This window comes from Niallia oryzisoli, assembly GCF_036670025.1.
In the GTDB taxonomy this organism is placed as follows: domain Bacteria; phylum Bacillota; class Bacilli; order Bacillales; family Cytobacillaceae; genus Bacillus_BD; species Bacillus_BD oryzisoli.
The window spans coordinates 2,782,188-2,805,718 of the sequence record NZ_CP137640.1 but is presented as its reverse complement, the minus strand read 5'-3'; the positions used below and the strand labels follow the sequence as shown (position 1 = coordinate 2,805,718).

Here is a 23,531-nt window from a genome sequence, read left to right as displayed (position 1 = left end):
GTAAAGGAAAATATTAGCTCTTTCATACATACTATTATACAAATTTTAACCCTCACGCTGCAAAAACGGGATGAAAGCACCTAACCCATTGGGTCAAGGTGCCTTCGTCCAACCCTGCCTATTATTTTGGATTATTTTTTTCATTTTTATAGGGTTACCACTTGCCAGTTGATACCGGTACAATCGTATAAGGTTCCTTTTATAATGTGGATTGTTGTCTGCTCCCACATAAGGATGCCAGAAAAGATAAATGGGTCTATTCAAACTTACGAACTGGCCGCAGAGCGTGTTCATCGCAAGAAGGAATGCGTCATCATCAAAGCCCCAGCCGAGAAATCGTTCGTCATAGCGCCCTGCTTTTTCAAACGCTTCCCGGGTGAAGACATTCAATTTACCCGCAAACATTTTATCAATTTTATATTCATTGAAATTTCCATCTGCAAATACTAATGGCCAAAAGGGCTCCATCTTTAGTGTTTCCTCTGTCTTTTCCTTCGATAGATCTAATATCCTGTTAAATGGAATCACCCATTGAGCCTTTTCTAGTGAATGAATGGACTCAATGAGAAGATCCGAATCATAGATCACATCGGCATCAGCAAGGACAAAGATGTTTCGCGGTGCTTTTTCAGCCGCCGCATTAATCGCTTTACATCGATTGAAAAAGCTGTCACTGTTTTCACCGATACAAATTTCTGCTTCAGGTATAACGTTCTGATAGAAACGTATGACCCATTGCAGTGCTGCACTTCTTATTCCGTTGTCTCCTTTAAATGGAATGAGGATGGAGACCTGTTCGAGCATATTACTTTTCCTCTTCTTTCTTGAATTTTTTAATTAAAAGTATGCAATTCATTCTTGGAGAAACTTGTGTCTACTCAACAATTATGTTGATTTTCATAAACTATAAAAGATATGATTTCAACCTAGTTCGCAACGCATTAAAAGGGAACAGAAGTAAAAATGAGGTGACAAATTGAAAATCACCATTGGAATCACGACTTTTAATCGAAAAAAATACCTCATTAAACTTCAGCAGTCGCTTTCATTTACGGAAAATTTGGATTCTTGTCAAATACGAATCTACGATGACTGCAGTACGGAATTTGGCATCACCGAGTTAAAAAATGGTTTTCAAATGCGATTGAGATCATTCAAAGAAAGCAAAATATCGGCCCTGACCGAAATTTACGCCAAATGCATGTGGATTTCCTTGCGACCGGAGATGATCTTCTCGTTACAGTGGATTCAGACCTCATTTGCTGCCCGGATTGGTTAAACTTTACGAAGAAACATTTTCACCATACCAACGGAATTTTAAGCCTATATAACTCCAAACGTCATAAACCAACGAAAAAAATTATTATGAATGGCGAGGAATTTTTTGAAAAAAAAAACATATAGGAGCTAGGATCCATCATGTCCAAAGAGATCATACAAGAAATTGCCCATCAATTGCCACCAAGTGATTCATTTGATTGGACATGGAGTGATTTATTGCGTCAAAAAGGTGTACCGATCCTCGTATCCAAAGAAAGCTATTTTCAACATATTGGGCTCTTAGGCTATAATTGTGAAGGCATGAATATCATTGATTATGGAATGATATTTCATCCTATCCATGATCTGAATAAAAAATTCTTATCAGATTTCAAAAGTGAATTCATGAAAATAAGACAAAATCCTTATAACGGAAGAATGTGGACGCATCAGCCTGTTCAAGTCCTAATTCGTCAAACAAAGCAACGCTGCCAGCCCACAACAGAAATTTCCAAGAGACCGCATATTGGATCACAAATGTTGAAATCCCCTTTAGCTGTCACCCAATCGGTCAAGATTTCAGCCGAATTGTATTAGTACTATAAGAAGATTTCTCTTGTTTTTACCGGTTTTACTTCCAAAGGAAATATTATCATTCAAGATGTAATTACATTTATAAAGGAATATCACTTGGAAAACCAAGTAAAGCTACTTGGATATGTGCCAGCTGATGAAATGCCAAGTTTATATCAACATGCCAGCTTTTTAATTTTCCCTCCCCTGTATGAAGGGTTTGGCATCCCTTTAGTTGAATCGATGAAATCCTAATGCCCGATTGTCTGTTCAAATCGGGGAAGCATTCCTGAAATTGTCGGAGAGGCGGCCTTGCTATTTAACCCTGAAAACCCTGAAGATTTTGCCCAATCCATCCTAAAAGTGCTTCAACCACAGACAAAGATGAAGCTAATAGAAAAAGGCATCAAACGAGGAAAAACATTTTCATGGACAAAAACGGCTCAAGAAACAGCAGCTGTTTTTCGAAGTGTCATCGAAGGTGAAAAATCATGAAAAAAGTATTGGTCCTTAATCATTTTCCCACTATTACTCCCCCTACAAGCGGCGGAACGTTGCGGTATTTTTATCTTTATCATGAACTCAGTCGGTACTATGATATTACGCTCTTATCTCAGGGTACCGGTCACAAAAGCGGCCTATTTCAATTTTCCCCCACATTCAGGGAGTATAAAGTGGGCCCTGACCCTAAATGGAGTAAGCATCGTACTTCCTATGAATTTAGTTTAATCGAACAGATGGAACGTTCCCGTCAAATGACAAATTACAAGGAATCCTTTGAAAAACTATATCCTGATAATGATATCCTTGTTCATGAATCTCCTTTTCTGCTAGAGGTTGATTCATATTTAGGGGAAGATGATAAGATGAGAATCTATAACAGCCACAACCATGAATACGGTTTAGCCAATCTCGTGTGGAAAAATGAAAATGCGAGGAAATTTCTCCCGATAGTCTTTAAACAGGAAAAAAAATTAGTTGAACATGCCGATCTCGTGTTTGCCACGTCGGAAATGGAAAGAGAAAGCTTTATTTCGATGTATGGAAAAAATCCTATGCAAGTAAAAATCGCCCCAAATGGAATTTATCCAAATACTTGGCGCAAATCCACGAAACAATTGAATACGAAACCTAAGGCTATTTTTATTGGGTCGGAATTTCCTCCTAATATAGAAGCTGTTCATTTCATTATTCATCAATTGGCCGATCAATTTCCTAATATTGAATTTATGATTGGCGGCGGCTGCGGGAATTCTTTTTCTCTTCATAAAAAACCGAACGTCCAACTAACTAGCCGAATTTCACACAAGCAAAAATTAACACTATTTGCTTCTGCCAATATGGCCATCAATCCTATTTTTACAGGTGCAGGTGTTAATCTGAAAACATTGGAATTCTTATCGGCAGGTATTCCATTATTCTCAACAACATGTGGGATCAGGGGCTTGGAACTTAAAGATTTTAAACATTATATTCACGCTGATAAAGAAAATTTTGCAGCTGTATTAAATCGATATTACGGAGAGGATGAATTATTGGAAGAAATCGCTTCAAATGGACAGAAATATATCAATGAACATTATTCATGGAGAACGATTGCAAGAGGTATCTATGATGAAATGGAGAACTTTAAGCCCTCGAATCCGTGACATCAATTTTGAATGATTGACTGAAAATCTTCCATTTCTTATCTTTTATAGGGAAATGCCAAGAATAAGGCTCGATTTTCACATCGAAACCCAATTGATCCAAGGCAAGAACATATCCTCTGCTAGTTGTTCCATAGCCTGTGGCATCCATAATTGGACCTTTCCACTTTCCAAATCATTTGATATTCTGCCATTTGTTCCTCCTGTTTGAACGTTTATATTAAATATTACTTTTGAAAACAAAAACGATTCTAGGAACAAAGGAGGAACGAAGGGACACCACGACCCAATGGTCATTGCTGTCTCTTCGTCCCTCTTATTTAATATTGATAAGCATACAATTTTCAAATATATAGGTTCGTTTATCATCTGCTGTTGATAGGAATCCTGTAATGACTACATTATCGTGTACATTTATATTTAAAAGCTGCTCTTTTTCTAGCTGTGGAAAATAAGCATGTATCTTAGTTATCCCCTGTAATTTAACATAACCTGTCAATTTAAATTGGTTATCTACCGGCTCAATATCCTCTGTAAGAACTTCAATAAAAAACTGCTGGCCTTGAAACGGTTCTAGAAGTGAAGCGACTGAGATTTCCTGAAGCTGCAATGTAGTATGTTTTCTTATTTTCATTACGATTTCATCTAAAGTTACATGTTGATTTTCCAAGCCCTAGCCACCCCAATGTATTTTTACTAAAACTATACATTTAAGTATGGAAAGTCCGCAACAAATCTGCTTGCTTCATTAATATTATATTTTCCTGGTAAACATGTACAAAAGATCACACACTAGGAATGCTTCTTTAAAATAGAACTAGGGCACTTCGACTACACTGTGTAATGTTGTAACTATAGTGGGTCGAAGTGCCTGTCCCCCCGACCCGAAACTCAAATTATGCTTTCTTTTCTGCTGCCAGCAGGCGCTATAGAAATCCCTGTGGTTTCTTCAAAATCATATAAGCTTCCGGGAATATCTGTGAATCGTTCTAACTCGTTATAGGCTGGAATTCCGTGGTAGGACATATCCAAACCTTCTTCTTCCTCATGTGCTTTTGCTCGGAAACCAACAGTCATTTCACAAACCTTAGCAATAATTGTTCCGCCGATTAGTCCCCAAACAACAACAACTGCTGCTCCTAATAGCTGTATTCCTAAAAGAGAGAAATCTCCTGTTGTTAAAAGGCCTTGTGACTGATCAAACAAGCCGACTGCTATCGTTCCAAATACACCGTTGAAGCCGTGAACTGCAACAGCCCCCACCGGGTCATCTATTTTTAAGCTGTCGATAAATAAAGTGGCATAAATCACAATGAAACCACTAATAACCCCAATGATAATGGCACTCCATTGAGAAACAAAGGCACATCCAGCTGTAATGGCAACCAGCCCGGCCAATATACCATTGATCGTCATACTTGGGTCTGCTTTTCCAAACTTTTTCATAGTTAAAAATAGAGCCGTCGTACCGCCGCTTGCCCCAGCAAGCATGGTATTAAGGGCGATCGACGCAAGACTTGTATTAGAAGCGTCTAACGTACTACCGGCATTGAAAGCAAACCAGCCAAACCATAACATAAAGGCACCGGCTGAAGCTAAAGGAATATTACTTGGGGCAAAAACATTGGCAGTTCCGTCTGAATTAAATCGACCATTTCTCGGACCTAACCGTTTGGCCATCGCAAAAGCAGCAAATCCTCCTAGCGCGTGGATAGCAGCTGAACCTGCAAAATCCTTCATGCCTAATTTTGCCAGCCATCCATTACTGCTCCAAATCCAATGACCGGAAAGCGGGTAAACAATCATACAAATAAGTGCAACCGTTATAATATAAGCTTTAAAGTTCATACGTTCAGCTACTGCACCTGAAATAATTGAAACACAGGCTATCGCAAACCCCATTTGAAACAGCACAAAGGCTGCACTTGGTAATTCAATGGAAAGAGTAATTTTTTCCGGACTGCCAAAAAGGCTGGTACCAAGGATTCCAACTACATCCTTCCCAAACATAATCCCAAAACCAACTAACCAAAAACCTAAAACACCTATTGTTAAATCAACAAAAATTTTCATCGTTACATTGACCGCATTTTTCGTCCGAACAAAACCAGATTCTAATAAACTAAATCCCCCTTCCATAAATAGCACCATTGCCGCAGCTAACACAATCCATACAGTATTTAAATACATTAATTCCATAGTCATTACTCCCCTTCATTGATTAACTCATCAATACTATCGTCTGCTTTCCCTGTTCGAATGTTATAGGCTTCTAAAACGGGATAAACGTAAATTTTACCGTCACCATCTTCTCCCGTTTGGGCTGCATCAACAATTGTTATTATCGTTTGATCAACCATATAATCCGAGAGGACAATTTCCAATTTTACTTTTGGACGGAGGGTGACTTTGTAATTTTTCCCCCGATAAACTCCCTGACTGCTTTTTTGTTTTCCTCTTCCGACTACCTGAGATACCGTAAAGCCTGTAATTCCTATAGCTTTTAACCCTTTAATTGTCTCAGTCAGCTTTTCAGGCCGTATAATTGCTTCGATTTTTTTCATTACAATCACCTTATAGATAGATTTTTAAACTTTTGATTATTCCAGGTGTTTGGATCTTTTGCTCACTTGTGAACAAGTATATTAAAAAACAAATGGAGAATTTCAGTTATAATCCCCTGCTCCAATCACCAGAATTCGCTTCATTATTATTTTGACTCTTTTGTATTTAAAAAATGTCTTATTGTTTAAATGTATTTTAATACTTTTTTATTAATCTAAACAATATTAATTTATGATTAAATTAATCTAATAAATAGAATGGTATTGTTTCAGTATATTTTGCCGGAGGGAATAACACCCATTTACTTTTCTTTTCTACTATAATAATATGGTTAATGTAATAATTCATACCAATTTTATCAGATATAGAGGTGAATAAATTGTCACAGACAACTTTAGATGCTGCATCTAGTTTTAATAATAAATCGTTGGTAAAACATCCAACCACGTATGTCACGAATCTTAGTCCCATGCAAAAGGGATATGTTTCAGTTGGGCTTCTTATTTCACTAATCCTGCTTATTACGATAGTGAATACAGCTGGTTGGGTACAGGGCACTCTTTTTATTATTGGATTGGCAATGGGTGCGACATTGCTTTATGCCCGATTTGGCTTTACATCTGCCTTTCGCAGACTTGTATCGGTTGGAAACGTGCAGGGACTTCAAGCACATATGCTGATGTTTGGTGTATCTACTACATTATTTGCCATTATTTTAAGTACGGGATTTAGCTTTACAGGTGTAACGCCAGCAGGATATGTATCACCGGTAGGAGTTCCTGTTATCTTCGGCGCCTTTCTTTTTGGGATCGGAATGCAGTTAGGAAATGGCTGTGCGTCTGGTACTTTGTATAACCTAGGCGGGGGCTCTTCTTCCATGGTGTTAACCCTTCTATTCTTTATTGCTGGTTCAACACTTGGCGCCTATCATCTTAATTTTTGGATGCAAGAAACACCAACACTGCCTCCGATTTCATTGGCGACTTCTACAGGACTTGGTTATTTTGGAGCGTGGGCCGTTCAAATCGTTTTATTTGCAGTGATTTACTTGATCACCATTCAAATTGCGAAAAAGAAAAACCCGCCAATGATGAAGCCACTTGCGACTACAACAGGCTGGAGAAAAGTATTACGCGGTTCATGGCCGTTATTCGTTGCCGCGATTGTGTTAGCTTTACTGAACGCTTTAACATTGACAGTAAGAGGAACGCCTTGGGGAATTACATCTGCCTTTGCCCTTTGGGGAGGGAAATTTCTAAATACAGTGGGAGTGGATGTAGCTAGCTGGGGTTATTTTGCTGGTCCAAACGGTGAAGCATTAAAAAATTCCATTTTGGCAGACTCTACAAGCGTGCTGAACTTTGGGATTATTTTAGGAGCTTTTATTGCTGCTTCTTTCCAAGGTACGTTCAAACCAAAGAAAATTAAGCCAGGAGTTGCTGGAGCTGCTATACTTGGCGGGCTATTGATGGGCTACGGCTCACGTCTTGCTTTCGGCTGTAACATCGGCGCCTACTTCGGAGGAATTTCATCCTTCAGTCTTCATGGCTGGGTTTGGGCAATCATGGCTTTACTCGGAACCTTCCTCGCCATTTTTATTCGCCCATTATTCGGACTTAAAAATCCAAGCTCAAAAGATACATTTTGTTAAACCAATGGGATAAGGTAGAACCTTATCCCTGGGACAGAGGGACAGGCACCATGGACCAGTTATAACTTGGTCTATGGTGCCTGTCCTTTTTATTAAGAATTCATTCACGGGAACAAAGCCTTTATCCCCGATTATTTTGCATTCTCATCAGGTTGATGGATGCCGAAGATATTACCTTCTGTATCGATATAATAGCCTTGCCATGCCATTCCAGGCAGTGCGTATTTTGGTAAGGCTACCTTTCCCCCGTTTTCAAGAATTTTTGATTCAGTCGAATTGTAATCTTCCACTCCCATTGTACATGCATAGCCATTCAATGCCTGATTTGGTTCTGGGGGAGGACTTTGCCGCTGCATCAAAGCTCCATTAATGCCAAGCACATTGTCAGGGCCCGTCACAGCCCCAAAATAAGGCATTCCAGCATATTCACTCCAGTCTTGAAAAGTCCAGCCAAATACTTCTCCATAAAACTCTTTAGCCCGATCCATATTATCGACATGAATTTCGAAATGAATCAATCTTCCCATAATTTCCTCCTAACATTTATTCAAAAGCTTTATCCATTTGTATGTATTCTATTTATAGACATTGAACACCTTCTCCATTATTGTAAAAATAAGGGAATATTATTCGGATTTCCACAGTTATTTCTTTTGCTGGCGATATAAATCAACTGATTTATATCCTTGTGATAAGATATCGATCATTTGTGCCTGGCGTTTGACTCGTGTTTTCTCTTGCTTAGCGGAAAAGATATAACGAGCCCAATCCTTTTGATAGCCTGAAGTTAATTCTTGATAGAAACTGAGTTCATTGGGACACTCAGCTAATATTTTTTCTATATCTTTCACATGTTCCTCATAATCTGCTACACACTGACTTGCAGCTGATGACTTTTGTGATTTCTTTTTCTCACGTTTTAATCCAACAACTGTATATACATCATCCATACTTACCATCCGTGAAAATTTCAAATCACTATTTTCCACATAGCCCTCTTCCCCAACTTTCATGGCTGGAAAAATCTCATCTCGGTGCACAAACGTATCATAACGCTTGTTCCCTTTTTTCGGATAGGCAAAAAATAAATATCCTTTTTCGACTAATGATCCCTCATTGATTATTTGTTGGGTATAGTTAACCATTTCATCAATGGTCTTGACAAAGATGAAAATAGCATCATGCCCGCTGAAAAATTCCGTCTTGCATTCAATGAACACATGATAATCACTTGGTTGATTAAGAACAGCAAGATTTTTATACTTATTTAAATTTAATTTATCAATGATTGTCATAACATTCTCCCTTTATCGATCTACGAACAAATCTCCTTCATCAAAAGTTAAATATACTAATTTTTACGGTTTGTATCTATTCGTTTTTTTATTAATCTAAAACGGCAATATCAACTCTCTAAATATATTTTTAACGCATGCAAATCTTTCTCACACGCTTTCTTAAAGGTTCCAGCCATCAATTTACCAAAAAGTTTCGATAACCCTGTCAGTTCATTAATCTCACCGTTCAAAGTAACGTCTGTATGATCACCCGATGAAGTAAGAATGTAAGTAAACACAAATTCACCTTTTCCCGTTGTACCTTTTGTTCCATCACAACGCAGTACAATCTTATTAGGTTCATTGAGTTCAACTACTTCAAAATGTTCTGAAGCCTCTTTTCCAAACATCTTTCTTGTTTCTTTCCACTCACTTCCCTCACGTATGGGACCTTCACTTAATCGCTCTATTCCTACTAGTCCTTGCATCCAGTGCTCAGCTGAATCAAGATCCAGCAAACCTTTGTAAGCTTTATGTTTAGAAACATGGATTGTTCTTTTTATTTCAAAACGAATACTCAAATAAACCGCCTCCTTAAAAAACTAAAATTTACATTAAAATCAATCAATTGATCAGCTTTTGTAAGGTTATATTTATAAGTTCAATAAAAGCAGCTTTATTCCTTCTTAATAAAATTTGTTTAAATATTCTCATAAGCCAAAAGATGTCGAATAAAAAGCGCAGAAAAAGTCGGAAAATTTCAAAATAAAACTGTGTTTTTTATTGTTTAACTGTTATATAATAATTTTAAATTAAAAATATCTGTTATATATTAAAAGGGGGATGATGCAAATGCTTTCGAATCAAGAGCGTGATAACATAATCCAATTTTTAGTGAATTATTTTGGAGGGAATCGTTTTCACTTAGAAAAGATGAGCGATCATTCACTTGATAATACCTATGAATTTGCCTATGGAAGAAAATTAATGGAAAGTGATTTTTAAAGAATGTGGTATTGAGGGACAGGTATTGTGAACCAAGTAAATTGCTTGGTCGACAAATCTGTCCCTCTTTATGATTCCACAATGGAATGGGAATCTTGGCAACAGATGATGAAACAAAGTGACTCCCCCTTTCTATCATTTTTTTCCAAAATCCCATTTTCAATCGAAAAAGAACCTCGCTATTTACTCGATACATGAGCTTGCCCATTTCTAGTGTATTTTCCAATATCAGCCAGTATCTTCCAATCATCTTCCATTATCTATATTTGCATATTTAAAAATTCATAACTAATAAACTTGCAGCATACATTATGTCGTTAACATTAGGGGGTGTTGTTGTATGTTTTATTCGATTCTTCTTTTAATCCATGTATTAGCAGCCATCATTGGGATGGGAGCAACCTTTGCTTTTCCTGTCATCTCGAACTCGGCAAGAAATTTACCTCAATTAAAGCACACGTTGGGTCTTCTTAAAAGATTAGAATTATTTCCTATGATTGGCGGAGCCTTATTAATTATCACAGGAATCATCATGGGATTTTTAACACCGGCTTATTTCAAGGAAATATGGTTCGTCGGTTCAATTGTTTTGTACATTGTTGTTGAATTCTTAATTTACGTTGTCATCGGTTCGAAAATGAAAAAGGTCGTTCCCCTTGTCATGAGCTCTGAAGGCGATGAAATACCAAATGAATACATGGCCGTAGCAAAATCAACGGCGCCTATACATATGGTTGTCACTCTTCTAGCTGTCATCATCATCATTTTAATGTCTGCAAAACCCTTTTGATTTTGTTTTTATAGTGTCAACAGGCTGACTCGAACTGGTTCGAAGTCAGCTTAGACTTTGTGCAAAACTTCTACTTGAGATCATGTTTTGAGGATTATTCTTTACGTAAATCGGGAGATCTGGTTAGTGATTTGCTACTATAACAGAAAATTTTAATTGATGGTAAAATTTAGATAAAGTTTTTTTAAGAAAGGAGGTTCTTTATGGAGGTGATTGTTGCAAGTGCATTCTCAGCCCTTATTATATTTATTACGGTCTTTTCAATTATAAAAGTATTACTAATTGCTTTTAGGAGAAATGAAATATCACTTCGTAAATCAATCATGTATGCCATTATCTCTGTTGTAATTGGTTTACTTGTTGTTACCGTATTGCCATTTGGTTAACAGATAATTTTTGATCGCATCCTCTAACAGAAAAAGACCTTTGTATTTGAAGGTCTTTTAGAGCAAACCAGGAAAGATCATCTTTATATTTTACTATAATGATTAATTTATACAAAAGGTCGGTAGTTCTTTGTGTGGGTCAAAGGTACCTTGGCCCAATGTAGTTCGTAATGTGTTGAAACCTGAATTTAAACTTCATTTAATTTTGTAGACCGTTTTTTATGTACAAATTCTGTTTTATATTTTCTATATAGCGTTGCTTTTTTCTAATAACGAATCCTTAATTGATCATTTTACATTCCTTTGGCAATTCACCTTCATTAATCCATGTCTCTATCATCTGATTAAAAAAGTCAGGCATTGCTAACGGGGCTCCATGACCCATATTTAGTATCTCTATGCCTGTACAATTAGCGTTAGCTTTTACAAGATTTTCTGCAGATTTTTTCATCACTGCTTTTTCTTTTTCCCCCACTGTTACTAGAATTCTACTATTTACTTTCCTAAAAACCTCTGGTATCTCAAACGACATATTTTCATGCAATACTCTAATAAGCGTGTCAGGTTTTATTTCACAGCTTTCTTCATAATACTTTTCAAAGTAGTCTTCACTTACATATAGGGTTTTTGCTTGAATTTTGGAAAACCAACGATTTTTAATTAAAGGAGAAGTTAGCTTAACTGAAGGCTTGATCCATTTTTTCGCATATGAAATAGGTCTTGCCAAAGCGCTATTTATGATGGCAATATCAATTAATTCTGGTTTCATACTTAACATTTTGATGATGACTTGGGAGCCTAATGAAAAACCAATGACGATTACTCTCTTTCCACTGGCTTTTTCTTGAATTAATTTGATTAATTCTACTGCACTGCCTTTTATCGAAAAATGATTTTCTTCCTTACTTTGCCCATGTTCAGGTAGGTCTGGAACGATGCAATGATAATGCGTAAAGTATTGAATTTGTTTGTCCCACATCCAGCCGCTGACACCTCCTCCGTGTAAAAATAGCATCAAAGGAGCACTTCTATCACCATATTCCTGATAATATAAAGCCAATCTGTTTCACCGCTCATTCTTTTAATTTTTGTTAATCTTTATTTTCATACGGTTTTATATTGTAATTAGTTTCATCAAGTGATGATTAAAGAACCTTTGGACACATTATATTGTAAAAAATTATCAAATTATTTATCTATATTATAGTGAAATTTCATGTATCATTGAAAGTAATACTAATTAAAGGAGTGTTTTCCTATGTTTTCAGTTGAAGAGGCATGCCTTGTCGTTGTGGATGTACAGGGAAAACTAGCGACCATTGTTGAAGATAGTGAATCAATCATTGAAAATACGGCAAAGCTTGTACAGGGAATGAAGGCACTTGGGGTTCCTATACTGTGGCTGGAACAAAATCCGAGCCGATTAGGGGCAACTGCACCGGAAATTTCACAGCATCTGGATGGGCATCCAATAGCCAAAATAGCCTTTAGTGCCTGCCGGGAAGATCAGTTTCTGGAGGCTGTAAAGATGAGCGGCCGTACTCAATTTATCATAACAGGCATTGAAACGCATATCTGTGTGTACCAAACAGCAAGGCAGCTAAAGGAACAGGGATTTGAAGTAGAAGTCGTTGCTGATGCAGTATCCTCTCGTATGAAAGAAAATAAAGAAATTGGCTTAGCCAAAATGCAGGCGTTGGGGATTTTAACAACCAGTACGGAAATGATCTTATATGAGCTGCTTCAGCGTGGCGATCACGAGCAGTTTAAAACAATTTTACGATTGGTGAAATAACTATTTTGGTGCAGAAAATTCTTCAACGTACTTTTTTGTCTTAGGTTATTTCCCACATAACTATAATATAAAGGTGGTAGAAATATGAAGCTTGGCGCATTTTCTGTCAGTTTAAATGTGAAAGATATCCATAAATCAAAGGAGTTTTACGAGAAGCTTGGCTTTGAAGATTTGGGTGGGGATATTTCTCAAAATTGGCTGATTATGAAGAATGAAAATTGCATTATTGGGTTGTTTCAAGGAATGTTTGAAAAAAATATCCTGACCTTTAATCCAGGCTGGGATGAAAATGCCAACAACCTCGAATCTTTTACAGATGTTCGTAACCTACAAAAAAAGCTGAAAGAAAGTGGAATCAACATCATTACAGAGGCCGACGAATCGAGTGAAGGTCCCGCCTATATCACACTCGAAGACCCTGATGGTAATCAAATCCTTATAGACCAGCATAGATAAATGGGTCGTGGGGACAGGCACCGCGGTCCAATTTATAAATGGGTCGACGTGCCTGTCCCTCCGACCCAATACAATGTCCCCCTACCCGTTATTCAAACAATGGGCTTACTGCCTTTTCATTATGAATTCGATCGATGGCATCGGCCAGTAATGGTGCAACGGTGATCGTTTTTACTTTTTGCATATTTTTTTCTTGTGGCAGCTGAATCGTATTTGTAACTACTAATTCTTTAATCGGGGACCATTCAATTTTTTCTCTGAATTTTCCGGTAAAGACAGAATGCGTACAGCAGGCATAAATACCGGCTGCTCCATTTTCTGCTAAGGCCTTTGCTGCCATGGAAATCGTTGTCCCTGTATCAATTAAATCATCAATAATGATGGCATTTTTCCCTTTTACATTTCCAATTACGTTTGGAATTTCAGTTTCCCATTCTTCAGGATTTCTTTCATCCACTAAGGCAAGTGGAACATCTAGGATATCGGCCAATTTTCGCGCTCTTCTGATACTCCCATGATGAGGTGATACAACGACGACATCCTCTAACCCTTTGTTCTTAAAGTACTGTGAAAGTACGGGAATCCCGGTTAAATGTTCCATAGGGATATCAAAGAAACCCTGCATTTGATCCGTATGGAGGTCAATGGAGAGAACTCTCGTTGCACCGGCCTTTTCTAATAGATTCGCAACTAATTTCGCAGTAATAGGCTCCCGTGGCCGTGCCAATCTATCTTGACGTGCATAGCCAAAGTAAGGAATGATCACATTAATATGACGTGCAGATGCTCTCTTTAAGGCATCAATCATGACTAGGAGTTCCATAATATGTTCATTAACAGGATCAGATGTAGATTGAATGATAAAAACATCGCTGTCTCGTACAGATTCTTCTACACAGAGCTGAATTTCTCCATCACTAAAATTAGATACATAGACTTTCCCTAGCTCACATCCTAGTAAACCAGCAATTTCTGATGCCAGCTCTCGATTTGAATTTAATGCAAATATTTTGACTTTATTCTCTGCTCGATTCGACTCCACTTCATTTACCCCCATACGAGTTTTCGTTCAACTCTTTCATCTACCAACTATTATAACTGTCACAATAGTTTTTTGCGAAGTGGAACATAGGACTATTCAAAAATTATATAAAAATTGGGACAGAGGGACAGGCACCCTGTTCCAAAATTTTGCCCGATGCGGGTTTACGTGCCTGTCCCTCTATCCATTATTTTAGCAGCATTGTCCTGTATTCCCGAGCATAGAAATACCTTTTCCATCTCCACTGCGATCAAGAATGAGATCTTCCGTGTTCTGTTCAATAAATGGATCAATTGCTACCTTTATCTCATTAATCGTCACGATTATATCCTCTGATTCCGGCTCATCCAGAGCCAGCCCAATTCTTGGCTGTCCTCAGCCATAGCCTGCAAAAAAGATACGAATGTTATTGGCATTCTCTTCTTTGAACATTAAATGAAGTTCATCACGAGCTGCGTCTGTGATTATCATGTTCGTTTCCTCCTCGGTTTTTGTACTGAACTACCTATGTATTTTAAACTAAATTAACATATGATACTAATATAATGATTGTAATAATATTGCTGTTACTGTATTCATCGATTGTATTATATTTTTCATAAAAACCGATTCCTTATTTCAGGCGACGGCAGCATACAGCTATCCCTCTTACCGAACCATTTGTACCGATTTTTTGCAATAACTCCGTAAAAATAATCCCTTAATGATTTTGGCACAATGATCAAACCATATAATAACTTCCATCCACCTGTTAAATGCTTACATATTCTTAAAGCAGCTGATGATTGATAGTAGCATTGACGGTCCTGAACAAGAATCACACTATCTACATTATTAGGAATCCGATGTTTGCTAACGATCTCTTGTCCGGTCTCACTTTGTAAAGCAGCGAAATGAAATCTAGCTTTTTTATCTCTTTTTATTATAAACTGAATACTATAGTTACAAAGATTACATTCCCCATCAAATAAAATAATATCCAATCTCTCGCCTCCTTGTGTGGGTCAGAGGGACAGGCACCCCGACCCAGCAAGAATAATATCACTCACATAATAAAACTTAAAACTGGGTCGCGGTGCCTGTCCCCGCGATCCTCCGACCTATTCATAATCCAAGTGATTCTTTTAAAAAAGCTGTTAAATAGTCAACATTGGTGATTTTTTTATTGCAATCGCTGCTATCGGTACAAATTAGATTACCGATGGATTTGTAGTAATCCGGATTTTTCGATTTTTTCGCTTTGGTAACGGTTGAAAAATAAGCAACCTCACCAAAACCATTACAGAAAGAACAAATATTCTTTTTACTAGTAGGTGTTAATTTACACTCTATGCCGGCCAATTTTCCATCCAGCTCATAGACAATAAATTTTTTATTTGTCCCTAGATCATTCCAGCTTAAATAGGTCAACTGGCAGTGCTCTATTTTTGATAAATCCGGCAGCTTTAATTTTTTATTCTTGGGAAACATTTTTTTCAGCTGCTGCTCGTTGATTTTTGGAAAAGGCAGCAAAAAGTCTGAAAGCAGCAGGAGATATTGCTTGTATTCGTCATCTGTTTTCAGTCTTGAAAGATTCAGGATTTCTTGTTGCTCTACAGATGCATTTGGGAAAAGGTCTAGGATTTTTGCATGAGCCGAATCAATAACAGCAGCCAAAACAGTTGGCGGAACAGTCTTTTTGCTGCTGTCTTTTATGAAATCAATCTGCTTTTTTATAAAATTTAGCTGTTCATTTTTAATAAATTTTTCAGTCATCATATGTCTCTCCTATCCATTCTATACACTTAGTTTAATAAATACAGTAAACTCCTAAAATGGAGAGAATGACTTAGAACTGTTTTTTACCTAAAAAAGCACCGATGAAGAATTTTCACCAGTGCTGTTCTCTTACTTTTTATGTGAATAAACAATTTTCTTAATGGTTTCAGTTGAAAGGAAATATTCCTCAGATAGTTGTTGGATACTCATACCGCTATCAAAGGATTCTCGAATCGCAGCATTACGGCGATCAAGCATCCGTCTCCCGCCACTAGAAGTACCCCACTTCCGATACTCCGTTTCCGGTTTAGGAATATAAAGTGCTGCTCCCTGGACATACTTTTGGATTTCCATGATGAGTTTTTCAGGTAACACGTTATTTGCATTCATATATTTCAATTTTGCCCGCTCCCTTATTTTAATCTTTTACAAAATAAGGTGCAAAGCCAAAATATTAGAAAAGCAAGTTCAGCGATAAATTAAATGTTTCGCCCCATGCAAAGTATCGCCTTTCCAATAATAGGCTTTGCATGAGTGGAAGAAGTACCAGACAATCTAAAATGATTCTCCATCTAGTATGCACCCCCTTTAATTCTTCATTATAACGAAAAATACACTTCAATTAAAACATATTTATTTCTGGGTCAGTGGGACAGGCACTCCGCCCCATAGAGTTATTGCTGGGTCGCGGTGCCTGTCCCCCCGACCCAAGGTGTCTATTCTTGTGTTCCATTTAATGAAAAAACAAGATAAACAGCTGCCGCCCACATGACTATGGCTGATATTTTATTCAGTACCAATAAAAAGTTTCCGGATTTATCAATTTTCCCTGCCATTCGTCCAATCAGTGAAAGTGTAAAAAACCAAATCCAAGATACTAAAATAGTGGTAACAGCAAATATTATTTTTGCTTCCCCTTGGTATCTTATTGAGCTTGTACCAATTACTCCCAAAGTGTCCATGATGGCATGTGGGTTAAGTAAGGAAACTGATGCAGCAAATAATATTTGTTTCTTCAAAGAAAAACGATTTACATATGAACTTTTTTCTTGGTTTGGTTTACTATTCCATGTGGTCCACCCCATATAGACTAAAAAACTAACCCCGCCCCCGATTAGCGTTACTTTAATCCAAAATGAACTTAAAATCAGTAAGGAAACCCCTAATACAGATACTGAAATTAACAGGGTGTCGCATAAAGATGCTGTTATAACTGCTGGTAAAACATTCATATATCGTGCTTGTAGTGCTCCTTGGTTAAAAATAAATACATTTTGGACACCGAGTGGTAGTATCAATCCAAGTGCAAGAATAAATCCATGAATAAATGGTTCAAACATCAAAAGTTCGCCCTTTCGCTGCATAGTGTTAAAACAAGATTTATTTTAATTCGAAATTGTTTATATGTCTCCAACCAATTGGATGGAATTCAAACCAACCAAGTTATATAATCATTATAAAAAAGGAGTAATATTTTGATGTTTACAATCGATTGGAAACCAAATAAGTCTTCGCCAGTCCCATTACATATACAAATAACTGATTTTATTAAAGAAAAAATAACTAATGGAGAATGGACGGTAGGATATAAGCTCCCGCCTCAACGTATTTTATCAAAAGCCTTGGGTGTAAATAGAAGTACAGTTGTAACCGCTTATGAAGAATTAACGGCTGAAGGACTTATTGAAGGAAAGAGCGGCAGCGGCACGAGAGTAATAAATAATACATGGAACCTTTTAGCTACAACTGCTCCACCAAATTGGAGTTCTTACGTGAATTTAGGAATCCACAAGCCAAACTTGCCAACGATTCAAGAAATAAATCAAGCAGAATTTATTCCTGGCATCATTCGCCTTGGAACTGGCGAATTATCGCCAAATCTTATTCCGAGTACTTCACTGAAAAAGGTTTTTAATAAATTGTCTTCTAGAGAAATTACTCATGGCTATCAAGAACCAAAGGGGCTATTGCCATTACGGGAACAAGTTGCGGACTATTTAAAAACCATTGGAATTCAAACTTCTCCCTCTTCCATTTTAATCGTTTCAGGTGCATTACAAGCCATACAGCTCATTAGTGTAGGTTTATTACATAAAGGTTCTATTGTATTAACGGAAAAGCCGTCATACCTTCATTCATTAAATGTCTTCCAATCAGCTGGTATGAATTTAATTGGGGTTCCTTTGGATAAAGAAGGAATTCAGATAAGTCAAATTCCGAATTATAAAAGACAGCATCGTGCTGCTTTGCTATATACAATTCCTACTTTTCATAATCCTACTGGAACATTAATGACAGTTGAGAGACGCAATCAGTTATTAAATATTTGTCAACAAGAACAATTACCTTTAATTGAGGATGATGTGTACAGAGAGTTATGGCTCGATGAAAATCCTCCAATACCCATGAAGGCATCCGACAATAATGGACTTGTGCTATATTTAGGAAGTTTGTCTAAATCGTTAAGTCCTGGTCTCCGTATTGGTTGGATAGTTGGTCCAGAACCAGTTATTGAACACTTGGCAGATATTAAAATGCAAACTGATTATGGATCCAGTTCGATATCGCAGTGGGTAGCAGAAGCACTGCTTTCCAGTGGACTTTACTACCAACATCTTAGTGAGGTAAGAAAAGAACTGAGAACTCGAAGAGATTTTACATTAAATACTTTGAACAAATACTTTTCAGATCTTGCAGTTTGGGATAAACCCACTGGAGGGTTTTATATTTGGTTGCATTTGTTACCGTCAATCTCTATTCGGAAATTATTTGAAAGTGCACTTTCAGAAGGAATATTACTGAATCCAGGAAATGTTTATGATAATACGGCCGAACAATATCTACGCATTTCTTATTCATATGCTTCCCTTCCAAATATTGAGGATAGTTTGAGACGACTTTCAAATATTGTAAAAACAATAACAAAATAGGGCTTCAAATGAAGCCCTATAAGTTGATCCTTTATATAACATAATACATTGTTTTTCCTTATATATTTTAAACAGGGTCAAGGTGCATGTCCCCGCAACCCACTCTCAGGTGCAGAATTAAATCCTCGTTTTACTTCACAATGGATGAGATTTAATTTTTTATCGAGCTTGACAATTGCTACGAATGGTTCGTCGATTTTTGATTGGTAGCGAAGGTCAAACCAAAGGACTTCATAGCCGTCCTTTTGGTTAATTACCTTTGCGTGTAAATAGGCGGTATGCTTCCGTAGGAAATCAATAAATTCATGTTTTATTGATGCTGCAATAATTTCATTTTTTTCGCTGGTTTTCATTAATACTTTCGACCAAACGATTCGGTTATTTTCAAATTTCCCGAGCTTGTAATGATGCTGAAAGCTAGCAACAATTCCCCATCGGATCATGCTGGATGTTGGAAGAAGCGTATAGGTTACCCCGGATTCTTGAAGCAGCAGCAATTCTTTTTTTACGTTCCTTTGTAACATATAGCGAAGCATAATATAGATCAAAATCGTTATATAGACAAGTAAGAAGATTGTTCCAGGGGGGAAACCGGCTAACCAGAAAAGTATACCCCCTATATGAAGAGCTGTGATGAACGGGTCGAAAATCGGCAATAGATTTAAGGCAAACCATTTTTGCGTAAAAGGCCGAAATGCCTGTGTTCCATAGATATTAAAAATATCGAAGAAAACATGAAGGCATACTGCTAAAAGCGTCCACATGAAAAAGGTCCAATAGAATAATCCTCCATTCCCTATCGTCGCGACTCCTGCAATCATGATCGCCAGCAAAATCTGTGCATAGAGAGAATGGCTCATTCCACGATGCTTCTGTAAATAAATATGATTTCCTTTATATTTATTAACGATATCAACATCCGGGGCGTTGGAACCTGTAATTGTACAAAAAAATATCGCTGGCAACAGTTCCGGATAACTGGCGATCGTTGGATCTAGAAAGGACAAACCTGCTAATCCCACACCTGTCAGTACATGAGTTGACGTATCCACCTATGTGGACCTCCCTTATCCTCTTTTGCCATTTTGTTTTGTGAACATCTTCTTTTATATCTTAAATTGGGTCAAGGTGCCTGTCCCTACGTTCCACTTATAATAGTTTTTCAGTACATCATTTACAATGGTTTCCGCAGCTTTAGGTACATGGATTTTAGCTAAGGCTGATTTCATTTCTGCCATTTTGGTTTCGTTATGAATTAGTTTCTGGGTATCCTCAATCATCTGCTCCCACTTACTATTTAATATGGCAGCACCCTTGTTTTGAAAAAACGCAGCATTTTCTTTCTCCTGCCCTGGCGTTGCCCCTGTTAAAATAATCGGTACGTTTTTAACGACTGCCTCTGATAAAATAATGCCGCCTGGCTTTGTAATCACACAATCGGCCAGCTCAAGCAATTCAGCCATATGTTGGACATAGCCAAAAACATGGATATGCGTTTCGTGCAAAAATTTCCGCTTCAGCTCCTCAAATAGCTGATTATTTTTCCCGCAAACAATGAATAGCTGCAGGTTTTCATCTTTCTGCAATTCTTCACATATATCTCTGATTTCTTTTGAAACGCCATACGCCCCGGCAACCATTAATACGGTTTTACGCTCTAAATCCAGATGATATTTGTTCACTAGTGTTTCTCGGCAAAAAGCTTGCTCAAATTGGGCTTGAACGGGAATTCCGGTTACTGAAACTTTGTAACTCTCTATGTTATTCGCCTTTAATTGCGCTTTTAGCTGAGGTGTAGCAACATAGTATTTATCAATGGCAGGATGAACCCATGAATGATGAAGACAATAATCAGTTACGACATTATAGGTTGGGATCGTTGAATTGGTTTTCATCAGAAAATGCTGAACGGCTAACGAAGGAAATGTGTTAATGATGAGGTCAGGCTGTTCCTCAGCAATAATTTTTGTTAATTGAGAATAGCCATATGAAAAAATTTTTAATGGTTTGCGTCTAGTTATTTCCTGGCTGCTATAATAAAAAATCCGATAAAGCTGTCTGCCGCCCTTCGTATAGCTTTTTAAATAAAGTTTCTTTGTCCATTCATGCAAGCGTGGATTGGTTTCCTGGTAAATATCTCTAACCGCAACAGCTGCTTGATTTTTATAAAGGAATTGTTCCTCCAAGGCTCTAGCAACTTGAACGTGACCATTCCCATAATTGGTTGTTAATATTAATACTTTTGGCTTTCTCATGTCTCTACCACTCCTCTGCCATTAACAGCTTAACTATCATTTGCATATCGATATTTATGAAAAAAGACAGGTCTTGCCAAAGGTTTGAGTGATATGAAAAGGCAATGGATATTTGTGACCAAGTAAAAGAGATATGCAGGATAATGGCTGAATGGGAGAAACAGTAGGTATTGGTATCGTTGCATGGCTAATAGTGGGATTGCATTGAATAGCTTGAATATCCTGTTCATCAGGATATCGTTTAAATCCTCTGACCATCCCATTAATTTCAGGTGAATAGTCAATTGGAAGAGCTGTTATTCGCATCCGCAAACACTCCCTTCAATAAAAATCTTATTAGGTTCAATGTACCAATCAAATATTGAGACAATATGAAAATCGCGTTAAACTTTTTAAAATCAACTGACAGACACATATGACAGTTTACGACTGTCAAACTCCAATGTGTCCTTATTTACAAACAAAACAGGTTTGTTTAAGAAGATTGAGAATAGGACATTTCTATATAAAATCTACGTTAATTTTCAAAGTCGACAAGCTATCGGTTATTCATGTATTATAATGGAAATAAATTTCGCTCAAGGAGTTGACAATTCATGACATTCAGACTTACGCCTTGTATTGTAATGAACGGAAATGCAAAAGAGGCTGTTCATTTTTATGAAAAGGTTTTGGATGCCAAAGTCCTAAATATTCAAACTTACGGAGAGATACCAGTACCTTGCCCAGAGGCATTAAAGGAACGCGTAGCAAACGCAATTCTACAAATCGGAAATAGTGAACTTATGATATTTGATGCCCCAAATATATCTGTTCCTGAGGGGAACACAAACCAAGTACATACGATTCAACACAACCATAACGCAGTTGTTACCATTAATATTTCAATAAATGACGTGGAAAGAACGAAACAAATCTTTGAAATCTTGCAGCAAGGCGGTAAGGTAATTGCTCCTTTAGAAGTAGTTCCTTTTAGCCCTGCATTCGGTACCGTAACAGACAAGTTTGGGGTAACCTTTATTCTTGTTACACAAGTGTAAAACCAATAAATGGTTTGCTAATTTTACAAGCACTCCATTTTTATCGTATACTACATGTTTTAACCTTCTTGGAAAAGATAAATTTATTTATGTTCCTTTAGCCTTACTTTATAGTGATTGTGAAATATTACATAGAGGTGCGTTAGTTGAACAAGAATAGAGGAAACCTTATTTATGAGGATTTCCTCTATTTTTTTATGCATTTATTAATATAAGTTTAACAGAGACATCCATAAAAAAAAACGATTGCCCAATGAGCAATCGTTTACGTTATTCGGTTTCAGGCTTTGTCTGATATGTCTTTTTCCCTGGAGCGAACCAGCCGATTAGAGCAATCGCGACTAATACGCTATAGAAAATCAGCGTCCAAACAGTACTATGTGGAAAATCATGATCTAAGATTCCAATATCCTCATGGGCAAGGGTTATGACCGCAAGCTTGACTCCAACCCATGCGACAATGGCATATGCTGTTGTTTCCAATGCTGGGCGCTTTGCCAACAGCTGTACAAACCAGGTTGCTGCATACTTGATTAAGATCAGGCCAGCAATCCCGCCAAGAACAACAACAGCGAACTGTCCACCATCCATACCGCCGAAATTGCCTAGCGGTGAATCTGGAAGGCCCAGTGCAAGAGCAACAGCAGCTAAAATCGAATCAACGGCAAAGGCGAGGTCTGCTAATCCGATCTTGGCTACTGTCGGCCAAAATCCTTTACCTGCCGCTTCCTTTTCATCTTCTTTATGAATATTCTCATTTTCTTTTCCAAACTTTGCCTGTATGACATGCTTTAATCCTAGATATAGTAAATAAGCCGCTCCGATGGCTTGTATCTGCCAGACATTTGCAATAAATGAAATGGCAAAAAGCGCCACAAATCGGAATACGAAGGCCATTATGATACCGTAGTTTATCGCTTTTTTCTTCTGATCATCGGGTAAATGCTTGGCAATAACAGCTAGTACAAGGGCATTGTCAGCCGATAATAATCCTTCTAATCCAATCAGAATTAACAAGGCCCAAGCATACTCCAGCCACATGGACTCCATCCTATCCCTCCCCTTCTAAAACTAAAAATGGGTCTGTAAACATTAGAAT

29 protein-coding genes and 1 pseudogene are annotated in these 23,531 nt (G+C 37.4%); 12 read left to right on the top strand and 18 right to left on the bottom strand.

Annotated elements, in window-relative coordinates; all coding sequences use genetic code 11:
- Positions 1–93 precede the first annotated feature (93 nt).
- Positions 94–804 (bottom strand): galactosyltransferase-related protein, encoded by a 711-nt coding sequence (locus R4Z09_RS14035; RefSeq protein ID WP_338452880.1) that lies wholly within the window; start codon positions 802–804, stop codon positions 94–96.
- Between the two features lie 615 nt (positions 805–1,419).
- Here R4Z09_RS14035 and R4Z09_RS14030 point away from each other — a divergent pair.
- From R4Z09_RS14030 to R4Z09_RS14015, 4 genes and pseudogenes are all read left to right on the top strand, one after another.
- Positions 1,420–1,857, top strand: coding sequence for a hypothetical protein (locus R4Z09_RS14030; RefSeq protein ID WP_338452879.1), 438 nt, complete (start codon positions 1,420–1,422; stop codon positions 1,855–1,857).
- Between the two features lie 123 nt (positions 1,858–1,980).
- Positions 1,981–2,145: pseudogene (locus tag R4Z09_RS31080) on the top strand (glycosyltransferase); the annotation flags it as partial.
- Positions 2,146–2,328: a hypothetical protein gene (locus tag R4Z09_RS14020; RefSeq protein ID WP_338452877.1), complete on the top strand. Its 183-nt coding sequence runs from the start codon at positions 2,146–2,148 to the stop codon at positions 2,326–2,328.
- Positions 2,325–3,482 carry a glycosyltransferase family 4 protein gene (locus R4Z09_RS14015; RefSeq protein WP_338452876.1) on the top strand — a complete coding sequence of 386 codons (1,158 nt, stop codon included), beginning with the start codon at positions 2,325–2,327 and terminating at the stop codon, positions 3,480–3,482. Before R4Z09_RS14020 ends, R4Z09_RS14015 begins: the two co-directional genes overlap by 4 nt.
- 316 nt (positions 3,483–3,798) lie before the next feature.
- Here the strand turns inward: R4Z09_RS14015 and R4Z09_RS14010 are convergent, their stop codons facing one another.
- The 3 genes from R4Z09_RS14010 to R4Z09_RS14000 all read right to left on the bottom strand — a co-directional run bounded on the left by R4Z09_RS14010 (position 3,799) and on the right by R4Z09_RS14000 (position 6,046).
- Positions 3,799–4,152, bottom strand: coding sequence for a hypothetical protein (locus tag R4Z09_RS14010; protein ID WP_338452875.1), 354 nt, complete (start codon positions 4,150–4,152; stop codon positions 3,799–3,801).
- Positions 4,153–4,373: 221 nt separating this feature from the next.
- The gene (locus R4Z09_RS14005; protein WP_338452874.1) at positions 4,374–5,681 is read right to left on the bottom strand and encodes an ammonium transporter; all 1,308 of its coding nucleotides are present in this window, start codon (positions 5,679–5,681) and stop codon (positions 4,374–4,376) included.
- A 5-nt stretch (positions 5,682–5,686) separates the two neighbouring features.
- Entirely contained in the window at positions 5,687–6,046 is a 360-nt protein-coding gene (locus tag R4Z09_RS14000) for a P-II family nitrogen regulator (protein WP_338452873.1), read from the bottom strand.
- Positions 6,047–6,516: 470 nt separating this feature from the next.
- On the opposite strand from R4Z09_RS14000, the gene R4Z09_RS13995 reads away from it, so the two are divergent.
- Positions 6,517–7,698 carry a YeeE/YedE family protein gene (locus tag R4Z09_RS13995; RefSeq protein WP_338453277.1) on the top strand — a complete coding sequence of 394 codons (1,182 nt, stop codon included), beginning with the start codon at positions 6,517–6,519 and terminating at the stop codon, positions 7,696–7,698.
- A gap of 131 nt (positions 7,699–7,829) precedes the next feature.
- On the opposite strand, the gene R4Z09_RS13990 is transcribed toward R4Z09_RS13995, so the two are convergent.
- The 3 genes from R4Z09_RS13990 to R4Z09_RS13980 all read right to left on the bottom strand — a co-directional run bounded on the left by R4Z09_RS13990 (position 7,830) and on the right by R4Z09_RS13980 (position 9,556).
- Positions 7,830–8,225 (bottom strand): VOC family protein, encoded by a 396-nt coding sequence (locus R4Z09_RS13990; protein ID WP_338452872.1) that lies wholly within the window; start codon positions 8,223–8,225, stop codon positions 7,830–7,832.
- A 117-nt stretch (positions 8,226–8,342) separates the two neighbouring features.
- Positions 8,343–8,993 (bottom strand): YdeI/OmpD-associated family protein, encoded by a 651-nt coding sequence (locus R4Z09_RS13985; RefSeq protein ID WP_338452871.1) that lies wholly within the window; start codon positions 8,991–8,993, stop codon positions 8,343–8,345.
- Between the two features lie 110 nt (positions 8,994–9,103).
- Positions 9,104–9,556: an SRPBCC family protein gene (locus R4Z09_RS13980; protein ID WP_338452870.1), complete on the bottom strand. Its 453-nt coding sequence runs from the start codon at positions 9,554–9,556 to the stop codon at positions 9,104–9,106.
- Positions 9,557–9,827: 271 nt separating this feature from the next.
- Here R4Z09_RS13980 and R4Z09_RS13975 point away from each other — a divergent pair, with 271 nt between their 5' ends.
- From R4Z09_RS13975 to R4Z09_RS13965, 3 genes are all read left to right on the top strand, one after another.
- Complete coding sequence (locus R4Z09_RS13975; RefSeq protein ID WP_338452869.1) at positions 9,828–9,980, top strand: hypothetical protein; 153 nt, start codon at positions 9,828–9,830, stop codon at positions 9,978–9,980.
- 340 nt (positions 9,981–10,320) lie between these two features.
- Complete coding sequence (locus R4Z09_RS13970) at positions 10,321–10,770, top strand: DUF2269 family protein (protein WP_338452868.1); 450 nt, start codon at positions 10,321–10,323, stop codon at positions 10,768–10,770.
- A gap of 203 nt (positions 10,771–10,973) precedes the next feature.
- A complete protein-coding gene (locus tag R4Z09_RS13965; RefSeq protein ID WP_338452867.1) occupies positions 10,974–11,156 on the top strand; it encodes a hypothetical protein in 183 nt (60 codons plus the stop codon).
- Positions 11,157–11,436: 280 nt separating this feature from the next.
- Here the strand turns inward: R4Z09_RS13965 and R4Z09_RS13960 are convergent, their stop codons facing one another.
- The gene (locus tag R4Z09_RS13960; RefSeq protein ID WP_338452866.1) at positions 11,437–12,216 is read right to left on the bottom strand and encodes an alpha/beta hydrolase; all 780 of its coding nucleotides are present in this window, start codon (positions 12,214–12,216) and stop codon (positions 11,437–11,439) included.
- A 198-nt stretch (positions 12,217–12,414) separates the two neighbouring features.
- Here R4Z09_RS13960 and R4Z09_RS13955 point away from each other — a divergent pair, with 198 nt between their 5' ends.
- Positions 12,415–12,951 carry a hydrolase gene (locus R4Z09_RS13955; RefSeq protein ID WP_338452865.1) on the top strand — a complete coding sequence of 179 codons (537 nt, stop codon included), beginning with the start codon at positions 12,415–12,417 and terminating at the stop codon, positions 12,949–12,951.
- 84 nt (positions 12,952–13,035) lie between these two features.
- Positions 13,036–13,407, top strand: a complete 372-nt coding sequence (locus R4Z09_RS13950; RefSeq protein WP_338452864.1) for a VOC family protein — start codon at positions 13,036–13,038, stop codon at positions 13,405–13,407.
- A gap of 88 nt (positions 13,408–13,495) precedes the next feature.
- Here the strand turns inward: R4Z09_RS13950 and R4Z09_RS13945 are convergent, their stop codons facing one another.
- From R4Z09_RS13945 to R4Z09_RS13920, 6 genes are all read right to left on the bottom strand, one after another.
- Complete coding sequence (locus R4Z09_RS13945; RefSeq protein ID WP_422392275.1) at positions 13,496–14,449, bottom strand: ribose-phosphate diphosphokinase; 954 nt, start codon at positions 14,447–14,449, stop codon at positions 13,496–13,498.
- Positions 14,450–14,641: 192 nt separating this feature from the next.
- The gene (locus R4Z09_RS13940) at positions 14,642–14,770 is read right to left on the bottom strand and encodes a hypothetical protein (RefSeq protein ID WP_338452862.1); all 129 of its coding nucleotides are present in this window, start codon (positions 14,768–14,770) and stop codon (positions 14,642–14,644) included.
- Positions 14,771–15,045: 275 nt separating this feature from the next.
- Complete coding sequence (locus R4Z09_RS13935) at positions 15,046–15,432, bottom strand: thiol-disulfide oxidoreductase DCC family protein (RefSeq protein WP_338452861.1); 387 nt, start codon at positions 15,430–15,432, stop codon at positions 15,046–15,048.
- Between the two features lie 121 nt (positions 15,433–15,553).
- Positions 15,554–16,207 carry a FusB/FusC family EF-G-binding protein gene (locus tag R4Z09_RS13930; RefSeq protein ID WP_338452860.1) on the bottom strand — a complete coding sequence of 218 codons (654 nt, stop codon included), beginning with the start codon at positions 16,205–16,207 and terminating at the stop codon, positions 15,554–15,556.
- A gap of 129 nt (positions 16,208–16,336) precedes the next feature.
- Positions 16,337–16,606, bottom strand: coding sequence for a CD3324 family protein (locus tag R4Z09_RS13925; protein WP_338452859.1), 270 nt, complete (start codon positions 16,604–16,606; stop codon positions 16,337–16,339).
- A 317-nt stretch (positions 16,607–16,923) separates the two neighbouring features.
- The gene (locus tag R4Z09_RS13920; RefSeq protein ID WP_338452858.1) at positions 16,924–17,547 is read right to left on the bottom strand and encodes a LysE/ArgO family amino acid transporter; all 624 of its coding nucleotides are present in this window, start codon (positions 17,545–17,547) and stop codon (positions 16,924–16,926) included.
- Positions 17,548–17,685: 138 nt separating this feature from the next.
- On the opposite strand from R4Z09_RS13920, the gene R4Z09_RS13915 reads away from it, so the two are divergent.
- Positions 17,686–19,137, top strand: a complete 1,452-nt coding sequence (locus R4Z09_RS13915; protein WP_338452857.1) for a PLP-dependent aminotransferase family protein — start codon at positions 17,686–17,688, stop codon at positions 19,135–19,137.
- Positions 19,138–19,214: 77 nt separating this feature from the next.
- Here the strand turns inward: R4Z09_RS13915 and R4Z09_RS13910 are convergent, their stop codons facing one another.
- The 3 genes from R4Z09_RS13910 to R4Z09_RS13900 are packed head-to-tail and all read right to left on the bottom strand — an operon-like array spanning position 19,215 to position 21,698.
- On the bottom strand, positions 19,215–20,189 hold the full coding sequence (locus R4Z09_RS13910) for a metal-dependent hydrolase (protein ID WP_338452856.1): 975 nt from the start codon (positions 20,187–20,189) through the stop codon (positions 19,215–19,217).
- A gap of 54 nt (positions 20,190–20,243) precedes the next feature.
- Entirely contained in the window at positions 20,244–21,392 is a 1,149-nt protein-coding gene (locus R4Z09_RS13905) for an MGDG synthase family glycosyltransferase (protein WP_338452855.1), read from the bottom strand.
- A gap of 54 nt (positions 21,393–21,446) precedes the next feature.
- Positions 21,447–21,698 carry a hypothetical protein gene (locus R4Z09_RS13900; RefSeq protein WP_338452854.1) on the bottom strand — a complete coding sequence of 84 codons (252 nt, stop codon included), beginning with the start codon at positions 21,696–21,698 and terminating at the stop codon, positions 21,447–21,449.
- Between the two features lie 290 nt (positions 21,699–21,988).
- Here R4Z09_RS13900 and R4Z09_RS13895 point away from each other — a divergent pair, with 290 nt between their 5' ends.
- Positions 21,989–22,432, top strand: a complete 444-nt coding sequence (locus R4Z09_RS13895) for a VOC family protein (RefSeq protein ID WP_338452853.1) — start codon at positions 21,989–21,991, stop codon at positions 22,430–22,432.
- Between the two features lie 270 nt (positions 22,433–22,702).
- Here the strand turns inward: R4Z09_RS13895 and R4Z09_RS13890 are convergent, their stop codons facing one another.
- Positions 22,703–23,482 (bottom strand): TerC family protein, encoded by a 780-nt coding sequence (locus tag R4Z09_RS13890; RefSeq protein ID WP_338452852.1) that lies wholly within the window; start codon positions 23,480–23,482, stop codon positions 22,703–22,705.
- Positions 23,483–23,531 lie beyond the last annotated feature (49 nt).